10 protein-coding genes are annotated in these 13,787 nt (G+C 70.3%); 6 read left to right on the top strand and 4 right to left on the bottom strand.

Annotation, left to right across the window (positions count from 1 at the left end):
- Positions 1-559 precede the first annotated feature (559 nt).
- The 3 genes from OG753_RS04290 to OG753_RS04280 form a co-directional block, all read right to left on the bottom strand.
- Positions 560-949, bottom strand: a complete 390-nt coding sequence (locus tag OG753_RS04290; RefSeq protein WP_405787245.1) for a hypothetical protein — start codon at positions 947-949, stop codon at positions 560-562.
- 21 nt (positions 950-970) lie between these two features.
- Positions 971-1,201 carry a hypothetical protein gene (locus OG753_RS04285; protein WP_405787243.1) on the bottom strand — a complete coding sequence of 77 codons (231 nt, stop codon included), beginning with the start codon at positions 1,199-1,201 and terminating at the stop codon, positions 971-973.
- 375 nt (positions 1,202-1,576) lie between these two features.
- Entirely contained in the window at positions 1,577-2,704 is a 1,128-nt protein-coding gene (locus OG753_RS04280; RefSeq protein ID WP_405787242.1) for an RICIN domain-containing protein, read from the bottom strand.
- Between the two features lie 271 nt (positions 2,705-2,975).
- Between OG753_RS04280 and OG753_RS04275 the strand changes: the two genes are divergently transcribed.
- From OG753_RS04275 to OG753_RS04265, 3 genes are all read left to right on the top strand, one after another.
- Positions 2,976-4,784 (top strand): RICIN domain-containing protein, encoded by a 1,809-nt coding sequence (locus OG753_RS04275; RefSeq protein WP_405787240.1) that lies wholly within the window; start codon positions 2,976-2,978, stop codon positions 4,782-4,784.
- A gap of 227 nt (positions 4,785-5,011) precedes the next feature.
- Positions 5,012-6,451: a phospholipase A2 gene (locus OG753_RS04270; protein WP_405787238.1), complete on the top strand. Its 1,440-nt coding sequence runs from the start codon at positions 5,012-5,014 to the stop codon at positions 6,449-6,451.
- A 1,066-nt stretch (positions 6,452-7,517) separates the two neighbouring features.
- Entirely contained in the window at positions 7,518-8,885 is a 1,368-nt protein-coding gene (locus OG753_RS04265) for a hypothetical protein (RefSeq protein WP_405787237.1), read from the top strand.
- Positions 8,886-9,064: 179 nt separating this feature from the next.
- Here the strand turns inward: OG753_RS04265 and OG753_RS04260 are convergent, their stop codons facing one another.
- On the bottom strand, positions 9,065-9,691 hold the full coding sequence (locus tag OG753_RS04260; protein WP_405787235.1) for a hypothetical protein: 627 nt from the start codon (positions 9,689-9,691) through the stop codon (positions 9,065-9,067).
- A gap of 65 nt (positions 9,692-9,756) precedes the next feature.
- Here OG753_RS04260 and OG753_RS04255 point away from each other — a divergent pair, with 65 nt between their 5' ends.
- The 3 genes from OG753_RS04255 (at position 9,757) to OG753_RS04245 (ending at position 13,684) form a co-directional block, all read left to right on the top strand.
- Entirely contained in the window at positions 9,757-9,969 is a 213-nt protein-coding gene (locus tag OG753_RS04255; protein WP_405787234.1) for a hypothetical protein, read from the top strand.
- A gap of 527 nt (positions 9,970-10,496) precedes the next feature.
- Positions 10,497-10,967 carry a hypothetical protein gene (locus tag OG753_RS04250; protein WP_405787232.1) on the top strand — a complete coding sequence of 157 codons (471 nt, stop codon included), beginning with the start codon at positions 10,497-10,499 and terminating at the stop codon, positions 10,965-10,967.
- Positions 10,964-13,684, top strand: coding sequence for a tetratricopeptide repeat protein (locus tag OG753_RS04245; protein ID WP_405792540.1), 2,721 nt, complete (start codon positions 10,964-10,966; stop codon positions 13,682-13,684). Before OG753_RS04250 ends, OG753_RS04245 begins: the two co-directional genes overlap by 4 nt.
- Positions 13,685-13,787: the final 103 nt, after the last annotated feature.

Raw genomic sequence — 13,787 nt, 5'->3', positions numbered from 1 at the left:
GCGCGTTCGACTTCGGCGGCCGTACGCGGGGTGGGCCGGCGGCGGGGGAGGTTGGCCGGTGTGGGGGGCGCTTAGGCTGGAGCTGGTGTGTAGGAGCGCAGGTAGTCATAGACGGCTTGGTCGGCGTGGCTGAAGCCGGGCATGAGGGTTCCTTCCGTGGGGCCCGAGGGCGGGCATGCAAAAGGCCCCGTCCTGTGGACGGGGCCTCGGGTTTGAGGGGGCCGTAGCGGGTGACGAGGCGCTGCTCGGCCGGTGCGCCAGGGCATGAAAAAAGGGCGAGGAACCAAGTGCCTCGCCCTGTCAGACCGGCGGTTTTTGGGCACGCCGGGGTCGCCAGACATTCTGCTGGAGGCGGGAGGGGTTGTCCAGCGGCTCTGGGAGGGGTCGCTCCGGGCCACGGCGAACTGAACGGACCGTCAGCTGGAGCCGTTCACGACTGTCGGCGAAAAACAGGTCCGGCCGATGTTTTGGGCACGCCGGATCTGCCTTCCACTGTAGGTGGTGTTGCCGTCCTCTCGCCGCTGTCTGGCCCTTGTGGCGTGGCGGTGTCTGTCGGCGCCTACTCAGGTTTTCCGAGCCGGTCCCGGCGGTCTTGGACAAGCTGCCGCCAGCGGGCGCGTACGGCGTTTGGGCCGTGGAGCCAGGTGGCGGGGGACGGGCTGGGCAGAGGGAGGCCGGCCATGAAGTGGGCGATGTCGGCGTAGTAGGTGTAGTCGCCGCTCCTGGCGAGTTCGCGCAGTCGGCTGATGACGGCGCGGGCCTTGTCTTCCTCGACCTGGACGGCGTGGTGGAAGGCGAGGGCGAGCTCGAGGACAGCTTCGGCCGCGGTGATGCCGGTGTCGCGGATCTCGGTGCGCAGTGCTCGGGCTGCCTCAAGACCGGTGAGGGCACCTGCGTCACGGACGAGCGAGGCGATCCTCACGGTGATGGCGCTCGTTGAATCTGCCACAGCCGCTTCCAAGGATCGCCCTCACGCCCAGCCGCCGGCACCCCGGCCCCGGAGCGGGCCGGCGTCGACGAGGATCAGGAGCTGGTCCTCAAGGACCTCACCCGGGAGCAGGTCCTGGACTGGCGCGACCGCGCGACCGCTGACCACCAGGTCGTTCTCGACCACGTCGCCCGGTACGGCGAGACGTCGGCGCAGCGCCTGTTCACCCGGGCGTTCGTCGCGACCGTGCAGCGCCTTTCCGGTCTCGGGCACCTGGAGCTCGGCTACACACCGTGGGGGCAGGCATGAGCGGCAGCGAAGTGTCCGGCGTCGTTCGACTTCGCCTTCTGGCCGCTGCCATTCCTCCGTGCCGCCTCCATCGCGGGGCCTCGTCGTCGCCGCGGCGCAGGGAGTGGCCGGTCCAACGCGGGGCGCCGTCGGGGAGGACGTCTCCGGGGCGGGCGGCCAGGCTGGTGCGTGCGGCGGCCCGGGTGACGATGTCGGCGATGCCCTCGGCGGTCATCCGCCCGGAGGGGCCCCCGGTCCGTCGGCCAGCCCGGTGTATCGGGGGCCACGGCCAGCAGGCCGGTGCGGGCATCGGGCCGCCGTCGCTCAGCAGCTCCTGTCCCGCGCCCAGTCACCTCGGGGTCAGTGCCAGGTCTGGGCGGGGGTACCGTCGCATTTCTGCTGGTCGGCGAGGACTCCGTCACCGGTGAACCGGATGCTCAGGCACTTCCCGGAGTTCGCGTTGACCAGACTCCAGCCACCGCCAGCGACTGGCTGGAAGCGCCAGCTCTGGGTCGGTGAGTTGTTGCACGTCCACTGGTTGGCCGTCGCACCGTCCTTGACGGCATCGCTGCGGATCTCCAGGCACATCCTGGAGTTCGCGTTGACGAGGGTGCCCCATCCGCCCGGGTTGGTGGTGGTCCACTTCTGGGTAGGTGAGTTGTTGCAGTTCCACTGGTTGGCCGTGGCACCCTCGTGGAGGGCGTCTCTCCGGATCTCCAGACAGAAGTTGGTTTTTGCGTTCACCCACGTCCGGGGCCCCGGCGGAACAGTACCTGGCGTCGCAGCTGTGGATGTTGTCGGACTCGGGGCTGCTGGCGTGGGCTTGGCCGCCGGCTTCGCCTTCTCTTCCCTGGCCGGTGAAGCCGACGGGGACGGTTCGGAGGAGGGCGTGGGCGCGGCCGTGGAGGGTGCATCGGGGGTGGGTGGCGCTGCTTGGTCGATGATGCGGAGGTAGCGCTGCGCGCTGTAGCCGCTGAAGTTCGCCTTGAGGCTGCCCTTCGACTTGTTCGTGAGGACCCCGTTCCTGCTCTCCTGGTAGTAGGTCAAGGTCCCCTTGGTCTTGTCGATCCAGCTGGCGAAGAGCACCACGTGCCCTTTGGAGTTCAGGATGTCGCCCGGGAGCATTTCAGAGGAGCTGATCGGCTTCGTCACGGCCGGAAGGGTGAGGGTGGTCTCGCTGGCCGGGAGCTTCCAGGCCATCGAGACGTATCCGGAGCAGTCCATCCGCCATTCCCTGCCGATGGCCTTCTCAGACCACGCGGTTTTTTGGCTGTAGGGGACTTTCATGTCCACCCATGACTGGGCGCGCTGGATGACCTCCTGCCGGGTGATGGGGCTCCCGAGCCGGGTCGAGGTGGCGGCGGGGACGGTGTCGGCCCGGACCGGGCCGGGGCCGGGGCCGGGGGGCCGGGAGGTCATCCAGGCGGCGACGAGGGCGATGAGGGCGATCGAGGCCGCGAGACACGCCAGCGTACGTATTTGAGACAACTGGACTCCCCATGGTGGACGGCAGGTGCCGGGGCCTGTTCTGTGTCGCCAGGAACCGGTGTCGGGCACGACGTCGCGGGCCGGCAGCGAGCCTGCTGCCAGCCGGTCCGGGCGTTGTCGCCCAGGCTGGGCGGCCGAGGGATTGACCGGTGTCCGGCACGTTAAACAGGCAGGTCAGAAGGGTGTCGGGGGTGGACAACGCTGTTGTCCGCGGACATCACAGGGGGAGAACGTGGTGAAGCAAGGGCGTCCTCAGGGCGAGCCAAAAGGAATGACCGAGGCGGCCAACACGCTGGCGGTGTTCCTGAGGGAGCTGACCGACGGCCTGAGCCTGCGGGAACTCGCCGAGCGCTACGAGGGCGGCAAGACACTGTGGGGCGAGTACCGGTCAGGGGCGCAGATCGTCCCACTGTCGCGGCTCAACACCGTGGTCAAGGACCGCGTGCGGGATGCACGGGGCAGGGAGGTCATGCTGGCCAAGGCCCGCCAGCTCCACGGCCATGCCATGACCGCACAGTCCGAGGCCCAGCCCGACCTGGCGGTGGGTGAGGCCCTGCGGCAGGCGGAGCAGGACATCGCCGACATGACCCGCCTCATCAAGGTCCTCGTCGCACGGATCGACGCCCTGCAGGACGAGGCGGCGAAGCAGACCACAGACGACGGCGCCGAGGGCACGGGGCTCGCAGAAGGCTCGGTCACAACGATCGCAGCACAGCTCGAAGTTCTGCGCCGTCACGTCGAGGAGGCACGCCGGGTACGGGACGCGACCCGCGATGCCTACGACGCGGCCCAGTCAGAAGCCCCCGCCGAGCAGACCGGCCAAGACTCGGCCTCCGGTCAGGAGCCGGCCGCGGTTCAGACGCAGTCAGGCACGGAACTGGTGGGGAGCCTCGCCCAGCTCCACGACACTGCCGCGCGGCAGCGCGAGATGCTGCGCCTGTGGGACGGGGACGAGGGGGGTACGGACGCCGCGAGCGGCCGCGGCGGCGGCCTTCACGGAGGCGGCGCCCCGGACGGCGATGCCGGCCAAGGCCAGGAGGGCGATGCCGGTGCCAAAGCGGGTCCGGTGCACGGCCGGTCCTCTCACTCCGCCGGCTATGACACCGGGCGGCCGGAGCAGGAGGCGCCTCGATCGGGCCCGGCCGGAGCACCCGCTGCCGTCCGGGTTGCGGACACCGGCGTGGAGGCTTCCGCCGCCGCGAAGGCCGATCACGACGACAGCGGCCCGCCCCAGGGCTGCCGTGATGGTGGTCGGGCCGGCCCGGGTGGTGCGAAGGAGCCACAGCCCGGTGCCGAGGAGGGGCCGGAGGAGTCCGACGCCGAGCCCGTCCGCCAGCGCGTGCTCCGGCTGCCCGCCGGAGCCTCCCTCGCACTCCTGATCGCCGCCTGCGTGATCGGCGGCATGCTCATCGCCCGCTACACGGCTCCGCCCGCCGAGGCCCGAGGCCCCGAAACCCGTCTTGACGCCCCCACGGCACCGCCCAGCGGATCCGACATCACACCGAGCGGGCTCAACGACCCGCAGAGCCCGGAGCCCGCCGCCTCCGCCACACCCACGCCGTCCGAACCCGCGCCGTCCGAACCCGCGCCCTCGGAGAGCGCCGTGAAGCCGAGTGCGGAGCCGGCGCCGACGAAGAGCAAGGCCCCGCAGGCCGCCCCTCCTCCCCCGGTGGTGGGGACAGGGCCCCGGACATGGGTGAGCGCGGGAACGCAGATGTGCCTGGAGATCCGTCGCAGCTCCGGCGATGACGGGGCGACCGCCAACCAGTGGACCTGTAACAACTCCTCCAGCCAGAAGTGGATCATCGCTAACCCGACCGGGGTGACGACCGTCGTGAGTATGGACTCGGGTAAATGCCTGGAGATCCGGCGTGACTCCGTCGAGGACGGCGCAACCGCCAACCAGTGGACGTGCAACAACTCACCGACCCAGAGCTGGCGCTTCCAGCCAGTCGCTGGCGGGGGCTGGAGCCTGGTCAACGCCAACTCCGGGAAGTGCCTGACCATCCGCGACCAGGGCGACGGCGCCCTCGCCAGCCAGTGGCCCTGCGACAACTCCCCCGCCCAGACCTGGCACTGAACCCCGCGAGCGGCCGGCGCCCACACGGGGGCGCCGGTCGGCCTCCCCCGACCGGCGGCGGACGCCTACAGCCGGCCAGCGCCCCAGTGGCGGGCCCGCCATGTCCGCGGAATATGGCACTTGTCCACCTGCTGAGCTGGGCCTTTGCTCTCCCGGACAACGGACAACAGGGCCAGCTGCCCACTGTGAGCCCCACGCCGTCAACTACGAGCAGGAGGCCACAAGAGATGATTCCGTCCGTTTGTCACCGCGATACGGGTCAGGGCACAAGCACCCGCCACCGCATCCGTCTTCCCCGCCGCAGGACATCACGCATCGCCTGCTGGTCGCTGGTCGCCGCCCTCGCCGGCGGCGTCGGCTGGGCCATCACCCCTACCGGCCCCGCTCCGGCCGGCGCCGCCGGCCGCGCCGACACCGTGGCCATCGCCGCGGCCGCCGCTTCCCCGGACCACCCGAACGTGGCCATGGAGCAGATCGTCGCGGCCGGGGACTCCGTCTTCGCCCTGGCCGCCGACCACCAGGCCGTCTACGAGTGGTCCGAGGGCCAGGCCAACTGGCAAAAGGTGAAGGGCGCGACCCAGAAGCTCTACGCGGGCGGTGACACCGTCTACGCGATCGAGCAGGGCAGTGGCGACATCATGAAGTACGGCGGCGATCCCAACGAGTGGAACCGCATCGGTGGCCCCGGCGCCACCTTCGCCGCCACCTCCAAGAAGCTCTACGGCATCAGCCCCGACCACAAGCTGGTCATGGAGTACACCGGCAAGGGTGACGTGTGGCGCAAGGTCGGTGACCGGGCCGAGAACCTCTACACCGGTCCCGACAAGGCCCTGTACGCCACCAACCCCGTCGACAAGAGCATCGTCAAGTACGACGGCAAGTGGACCGTCGTCGGCGGCCCCGGCGACACCTTTGCCGTCACCGACAACAACTTCTACGGCCTGACCCCCGACCGCCGTACCGTCGTCGAGTACGACCCGGGCAAGAACAAGTGGAGGCGCGTCGGAGGGCCGGCCGGAACCATCTTCGCCAGCAACACCCTCTACGCGACCAACCAGGCCACCGGCGACCTCTACAAGTACAACGGCCGTCCCGACCTGTGGAACCGCATCAGCGGCCCCGCCGCCGCCTTCGCCACCAGCGGCGACCACCTCTACCGCCTCGCCCCCGACCGCCGCTCCGTCCAGGCATTCGTCCGCCGCGGCGTATACCAGGAGTGGAAGAACCTCGGAGCACCGGCCGCCGTCCCCGCCGCGTCCCCTGCGGAGAAGTCCGCCTACTTCAACACGCTGAACCAGGAGGGCGCAGCCAGCCGCAAGGCCTGGAAGGCCGCCCGCGACGCACACCGCAAGGCGATTCCCGACCCCTATGAGTTCCGGTGGAGCACCGACTTCTGCAGCTCCCCGGGCCCCGACATCGCCTTCGGAATCTACGACTTCAGGGTGGCCTGCGCCCGGCACGACTTCCTGTACCGCAACTACCGCGACATCTACGGCGAAAAGGCCTTCCAGAACAACCCCGATGGCCAGGTACGCATCGATGAGATCTTGCGGGCGGACATGTTCGCCACCTGCGCCGAGCACTTCCTCGGCTCCGAGCAGGTCTGCCAGACCGTCGCGACCAGCTACTACGAGCTCCTCAGGCTGCATTCTCAGGCGGACGGCTGAGCATCGCCGGCACTCCTGCCCGGCCCGCATCCAGCGGGCCGGGGACCGCCGCACCGAGGGTGCGCATGGGTCCCCCAGGTGGCGTGTTGGGGGGATCATGCCGGGCGGCTGGGCCGGACGGGGCCGCTTCGCAGGAGTCGGCCAGCGGCCAGGGCTAGGGGCGGGAGCGACCCGGGGAACGCGCCGTGGCCGACGCCCGGTGCGGTGAGGGCCAGGCAGCGGCGCCGGCTGCATCCTCCCCGTCCCTCGCCTCCCGGCGAAGCTCGGCGAGGGCGCGGCTGAGGCGGCGACGACAACCGCCTGTGCCTCTGCGGCCCGCGGCGACTGACCTCCACGAGCAGATCCGATCTCCATGCGCTGCGGCGACGCCCAGTGTGGGCCATGTCCGCTTTCCTCGCGAAAGGGGATGTGGACCGCGGCGGCCGGCACTACCGTCACAGACGGTCCTCTATGCGCGGGGCTGTGCGCATGAGTGGTCATCAGGGGGTGGGCTGGATGTTGGCGGAGGCGATGACGGCGTTGGCCGCAGCGGCGCGCCCCGATGTCCTACGACGACCTCCAGCCCCAGCCCCAGCCCGCTCCGCAGCCGGGCCATCAGCCCCAGCCGCAGTCGCGGCAGCAGCCCGCCAACCAGCCCCATCCCGACCCTCACCCCGAGTACCGTCCCCGGCCGCAGCGCGGGGGCGGCCCCGGCTCGGACCCGGTCGTGCTGCTGCTCCTGGCCCTCGTCGTCGCCCTGATCCTGGGGACGGTCGTCTACGTGGTGGCCGACCATCCGCGGCTGACCGACCCGGTCATGGCCGCGGCCACTGTGGCCGCCCCCCTCGTGGCCATCGTGTCTCTCCCATGTAGGGCTGCGGGGGGTCTGCAGCCGGTGCGCGCGGCGGTTCCGCGAGCGGATTTCAGCCTGCCGGTGGCGGTGATCATGCGGGAGGGGCAACGGATGGTACCTGCGAATCCGTCGTGGGTCCGTCCACGTGTGCGGGGTCGGTGCAGGGGTGTCACGGCTTGCATGACAATCGGCCAACCGTGCTGGTGGGCAGCGCTTTCCGAGGAGAGACGAGTGATGGGCGGAGCCGGGGAAACGGCCGAGGAGGCCTACGCGGCCGCGTTGCGGGAGGCTGTGAAGGACTACATCGCGAGCGGTGGCACGAAAGTGGCCCTGGCCAAAGCCACGGGCGTGGAGAAGAGCTCCCTGTCGCGGTACCTGTCGGGGCAGCGGGTCGCTCCGCGGAAGGCGATGAACGCCATCAGGGCCCACCTCGAAAGAGAGTCCTTCACCTTCCCCGACGGGTTCTGGGAGAACCTCGACGAGCTGTGCGGCAAGGCGCACCTCGCCTGCAAGCAGGTCCGCCAACTGGAAGAGGAGAAGGAACGCCTGGCGCGGGCCTGCGCCGAGCACGAGCGGGCCCGGCGCACCGCTGAGGGCCGGCAGCACCGGCTGGAGCGGGTGGTGGGCCGCCTCGCCGAGAACCTCCGGCAGGCACGCGGCCGCGAGGGCAGCGCGGAGGGCGTCCGACTGAACCTGCAGACGCGTGTCGCCGTGCAGGACCGGAGCCTGCGCAAGGCCGGGGACTACATCCGCGGCATCGAGACCGAACTCGAAGAGCAGAAGGCACAGACCGGCGGCCTCGAAGGCAAAGTCGCGAAGCTGCAGGAACAAAACCGCCGGCTCGTCGAAGAGAATGCCGCTATTGCCGCCCTGCCAACGCAGGTCAGCGAGCCGCAGTACGTCTACATCACGCTGCCGCACCGGGCCGAGCCCGTACCCATGGCCGCGACGGTGCCTGCGGCAGCCGCCGTGCTGCCATGGTCGGCACCGGCGCCCGTGCTGCCCCAGGCCTGGCCGCCCGCACACTGCCCCCAGCAGCCGACCAGCAGCCCGGACCCCTACGGGCAGACGCCCGGGCTGCCCCCGGCTGGCTACATCGAAGACACGGCCTGGACGGACACACCGGCCCACACCAGCACCGGCCACGACGCCTACGGCGGGTACGGAGGGTACGGCTACAACGGCTATGGCGGGTACGACTATGGCGGGTACAGCCACAACAACTACGGCGGCCCGGACCACCACGGCGGCTACCCCGCCGACGCCGGCTACGCCGAGGCGTGGGACGCCATCGTCCTCGGCCTCCACACCACAGCAGACGTCCCCGACGGGACCGGCGAGCAGCCCTACTCCGGGGCCGACCCCGTGGCCGACGCAGAGCCTCCGGGGTTGCCTGCCGCCGCTGACCGCCCCGACGATGCCGAGGCAGCACCGCAGGAGATCGCCGAAGGGCTGTGGAACGAGGTAGGGCCCCAGCCCCGCCTGCACCCGACACCGCCTCCCACCGCGATCGTCCTCGCCGCCCTCCTGTGGGCCGCCCTCATCTCCGTCATCGCCACCACGATCCGCACACCCGCCGCCCGCACGCTCAAGACCCGGTAGGCCTCAGATCACCGGACGGCGGTCTCCCCGGAGACCGCCACGGGGATTCCTTGCCCCCTGTTCAGCGCTGGGTGATCCATGTGGCGACGCCCGTGGTGAGGGCGGTGGCGGCGAGAGTCAGCCCGCGCGCACCGCGCCCAGCACCGCGGAAGCGCACCCTGCGGCCACACCAGCGACTTCTACTTGGTCCCGAAGTGGGGGGCGGTCCAGGGGAACAGGTCGAAGAGCAGCAGAACCGACCAGATCAGATGGATGCTGCCAGCCAGGATGCATGCGGGGATGTTCGGCATCCTCACCAGCCTCAGCCCCCCGTACAGGGGTGCGAGGCAGAACGCGATGGCCACGATCGGGTCGGCGAAGCCTGCGCCGCTTTCTCGTCTGGCAGCTACGTCCTGGCCGATCAAGTACATCCAGACGCTGATGAACAGCAAAGTGATGTTCAGGGTGATGCCGAGCCCAAGGAGCAGCTCCTTGCGCTCTTCAGCGGTTTTGCCGAACAGTCTCAAGAGCCGTCCGCTCAGAACGCCCCCGTGTGAATTGGCGACATCGTCGGTGCGGGCATCCGTCTGCTCCGAGCGGCTCCCCGCGGCCGCATCGGGCGTCGCCTCGTCCAGTAGTCCGAGCCATATCGCCGCCCGTGTGCCGACCCCGGGGCGCCGTGTCTCCGGGACAGGACGCGATGCGTCAGCGGCTTCTTCCGGGAGACGCGAACGGGAGGCCTGAGCCTGTGTTCGCTCTGAAGAGTCGGAGGCGGTCCGTTCTGTGTCGCTGCTGGCGGGGGGCTTGTCCAACAGCACTTTGGACACGAGTTGGACGCCGAGGGCGGCCGGGTCCGGGTCGTCGTGACCGGCGGGATGGGCGAGGTGCTGCTGTGGGGGGACCTCTTTACCTCCCCCACCGCGCCACCCCCCGCGACGACACCGGGCACCTCTTCACCACCGTCAACGGACGCCCTCTCGAACCCCAGAGCCTGATCCGGATCCTGCGCGCCGTCGCCGCCACCCACCCCGACCTCGAAGAAGCCGCGCCCGCCCTATCAGCCGACGCCGTCACCCACTCACCCGCCAGACAGCCAGAAGCCTGACCGCCCTTGCCGGAAATCCCGCCGCCCCGAGGGGCTGCCCTTGTGTGGGCCCTCGGCGCCCTGACCACCCTGATCGAGCGCACCTTCGAGGACAGAGAGGGGCGGGGAACACCGGTCTCGACCAGCGCCGCCAGTACCGGGGCGCCGTGGCCAGGTGGGCGCTCTGCTCGTCGCAGATAGCCCACCGCAGTTCGCGGGTGGACGAGTTCGCCTGGGGCCTCTCGTCGTCGCTCCGAGAGAAGCGGCAGCTGCGTAGCATCGGGCTGTGGCGCGGCCGGGGCCGGATCAGCCCGGCACCGCGCGCCTCGGCGATCCACCATCCGGCGGCGTGCCCCGAACGCAGGCGGTAGCGGCGCTAGCAATCGGGAGGAGCTGTATCCAGGCCGGAGCGCGATGCCCGGAGGGCAACGCTGATCCCGCAGGCTGCTCTTACGAGAAACGGGCTGTGTACCTCGTCGGCCGGTATTACCGTCGCACATGGCCCGTACGGGCCGTATGCATGAATGGCCTACGGACGGGGTGAGTGAATGCTGGCGGAATCGTTGACCGCCCTGGCCGCTGCAGCAGGCGCCGGGGTCGTGCAGGCCGCGACGACGGACGCATGGGCAGGCTTCAGGGACCGGGTCGCGCAGTGGTTCGGTCGCGGCGACCAGCGGCGAGAACAGGTTCAGCTGGAGCGACTCGACCGAACGGCGGCCGCGCTGACCGCGGGTGAGGGGACGGAGCATGAGCGGGACCTTCTGGCCAGGGAGTGGCAGACCCGGTTCGAAGGCGTACTCGAGGACCTGGACGAGCCGGAGCGGGAACGGGCAGCGGCCGAGCTGCAGGTACTCCTGCCGGAGAGCACGGCCGCAAGTCGTGTCTCGGCCGGGCCCGGCGGGGTGGCGGCCGGCCGGGACATCCACGTGAAGGCCGAACAGGGCTCGATCGCCGCGGCCGTCCTGCAGGGAGGAGCCCAGATCGGCCACCCTCCGGTGCCGGATCCGTCCCAGGGCTGAACGGACCGGCAGTACCAAGCCCCACCGACATCACACCATCAGCCAACGGCATGCATGTGTATGCCGATCGGGGCAGTCTGGCGGTGGGCCGGGCCGACAGTGTCACTTATGTGGCCCCGCCCCGGCGGGCAGTCTTCTGGCCGCATCAGGTAGGTGTGATCCCCCGCCGGGCGCGGTCCTTCCAGCACCGCGCCGAGGCAGAACGGCTGCAGACGGCCGTGGTCGGTGGGGGCACGGCTGTGCTGTGCCAGGTTCTTACTGGTATGGGCGGTGTGGGTAAAACCCAGCTCGCCGCCGACTACGCCCACACCGTCCTGGGCCGCGGGCAGACGGATGTCCTGGTCTGGGTCACCGCGGGCACCCGCCCGGCGATCGTGGCCGGCTACGCGCAGGCCGGGGTCGAGCTGTGCCAGGCCGACCCCACCGACCCTGAGCAGGCCGCGAGGACGTTCCTGGCCTGGCTCACGCCCAAGGTGGGGAAGCGGCCGTGCCGGTGGCTCATCGTCCTGGACGACGTCGCCGAGCCAGGCGACCTGCTCGGCTTGTGGCCGCCCGACAGCCAGCACGGCCGCACCTTGGTCACCACCCGCCGCCGCGACGCCGCCCTGACCGGCCAAGGCCGCCGCCGGATCGACGTCGGCCTGTTCACCAAGGTCGAGGCCGTCGCCTACCTCACCGCAGCCCTGGCAGCCCACGGCCGTAGCGAGAGCGCCGACCAGCTCACTGCCCTGGCTGCCGACCTCGGACTCCTGCCTCTGGCCCTGTCCCAGGCCGCCGCCTACCTCATCGACACCGACGTCAGCTGCGCGGCCTACCGTCGGCAGCTGGCCGACCGGGCGAACAAACTTGCCCGGCTGCTGCCCGAACCTCCCACCCTGCCTGACGACCAGGCCGCCACCGTGGCCGCTGTCTGGTCTCTGTCCGTCGAACGTGCCGACGCACTGCGCCCGGCAGGCCTGGCCCGCCCTCTGCTGCAGCTGACTGCGATGCTCGACTCCAACGGCATCCCCCGCACTGTCCTGATCAGCGAGCCCGCCCTCGCCCACCTCACTACCCACCGCACCCCGCACCCCGACGGCGGCCACGAACCGGAGCACGCCACCGCCGACGACGTGGACCTCGCCCTGCGGGCTCTGTATCGGCTCAGCCTTATCGAGCACACACCCGACACCCCGCACCAGGCCGTCCGTGTGCATCAGCTCATCCAGCGCGCGACCCGAGACACCCTCACCCCCGAACATCAGGACCGGCTCGCCCACACCGCTGCGGACGCCTTATCCGCCGCCTGGCCCGGCATCGAACGCGACACTGGCCTCGCCCAAATCCTCCGCGCCAACACCACAGCACTCACCGGCCACGCCCAGGACGCCCTGTACCGGCCAGACGCGCATGCGGTGCTGTACCGCGCGGGCCAGAGCCTTGGCGACAGCGGTCAGGTCATTGCGGCACACGACCATTTCCGGTACCTCGCCGCAACCACCCGCCTGCACCTTGGCCCGGACCACCCCGACACTCTCACCGCCCGGGGCAACCTCGCCTCCTATAGGGGGGAGGCGGGGGATGCGGTTGGCGCCACCACCGCATTCGCCGAACTGCTCAAACGCATGGTGCAGGTGCTGGGCCCGGACCACCCCCACACCCGCACCACCCGGCACAACCTCGCCTCCTGGAGGGGGGAGGCGGGGGATCCGGTCGGCGCAGCCGCCGCATTCGCCGAACTGCTGAACGACCAACTGAAAGTGCTGGGCCCGAAACACCCCGACACCCTCATTACCCGGGGCAACCTCGCCTCCTGGAAGGGGATCGCGGGGGATCCGGTCGGCGCCGCCACCACGACTGCCGAACTGCTGGACGACCAACTGAAAGTGCTAGGCCCGGACCACCCCCACACCCTCACCACCCGGGGCAACCTCGCCTCCTGGAAGGGGGAAGCAGGGGATCCGGTCGGCGCAGCTGCCGCATTCGCCGAACTACTCGGCGATCGGCTGAAAGTGCTGGGCCCGGACCACCCCGACACCCTCACCGCCCGAGGCAACCTCGCGCGCTGGAAGGGGGTAGCGGGGGATGCGGCCAGCGCCGCCACCACGACTGCCGAACTGCTGGAACGCATGGTGCAGGTGCTGGGCCCGGACCACCCCCACACCCTCGCCACCCGGGGCAACCTCGCCTCCTGGAAGGGGGAAGCAGGGGACGCGCACGGCGCGGCCGCCGCATTCGCCGAACTACGCGACGACCAACTGAAAGTGCTGGGCCCGGACCACCCCGACACCCTCATGACCCGGCACAACCTCGCCGCTTGGAGGGGGGAGGCGGGGGATCCGGTCGGCGCAGCTGCCGCATTCGCCGAACTACTCGGCGATCGGCTGAAAGTGCTGGGCCCGGACCACCCCGACACCCTCATTACCCGGGGCAACCTCGCCTCCTGGAAGGGGATCGCGGGGGATCCGGTCGGCGCCACCACCGCATTCACCAAACTGCTCGACGACCAACTGAAAGTGCTGGGCCCGGACCACCCCGACACCCTCATTACCCGGGGCAACCTTGCCTCCTGGAAGGGGATCGCGGGGGATCCGGTCGGCGCCACCACCGCATTCACCAAACTGCTCGACGACCAACTGAAAGTGCTGGGCCCGGACCACCCCGACACCCTCACCAGCCGGGACAGCCTCGCCTACTGGCAGGGGAAAGTGGGAAATGGGGATTCGGAGGCCCAATAACGATCGTTCACATTGCACGGAGATCCGCATAACGTTCCCGCCCAGGCCACAGCTGTATCACTTCGCGACCGCGCAGGCGGATTTCTGAAGGCTCGGGCGATCC

It is taken from the genome of Streptomyces sp. NBC_00029, from assembly GCF_045160505.1.
GTDB lineage: Bacteria > Actinomycetota > Actinomycetes > Streptomycetales > Streptomycetaceae > Streptomyces.
The sequence above is the reverse complement of the archived record's forward strand: the minus strand, read 5'-3'. Positions and strand labels throughout refer to the sequence as shown.

Coding starts and splice junctions, on each gene's coding strand:
- OG753_RS04250 (WP_405787232.1), top strand. CDS start 10,497: ATGCTGGCGGAATCGTTGACCGCCCTGGCCGCTGCAGCAGGCGCCGGG.
- OG753_RS04265 (WP_405787237.1), top strand. CDS start 7,518: ATGGGCGGAGCCGGGGAAACGGCCGAGGAGGCCTACGCGGCCGCGTTG.
- OG753_RS04275 (WP_405787240.1), top strand. CDS start 2,976: ATGACCGAGGCGGCCAACACGCTGGCGGTGTTCCTGAGGGAGCTGACC.
- OG753_RS04270 (WP_405787238.1), top strand. CDS start 5,012: ATGATTCCGTCCGTTTGTCACCGCGATACGGGTCAGGGCACAAGCACC.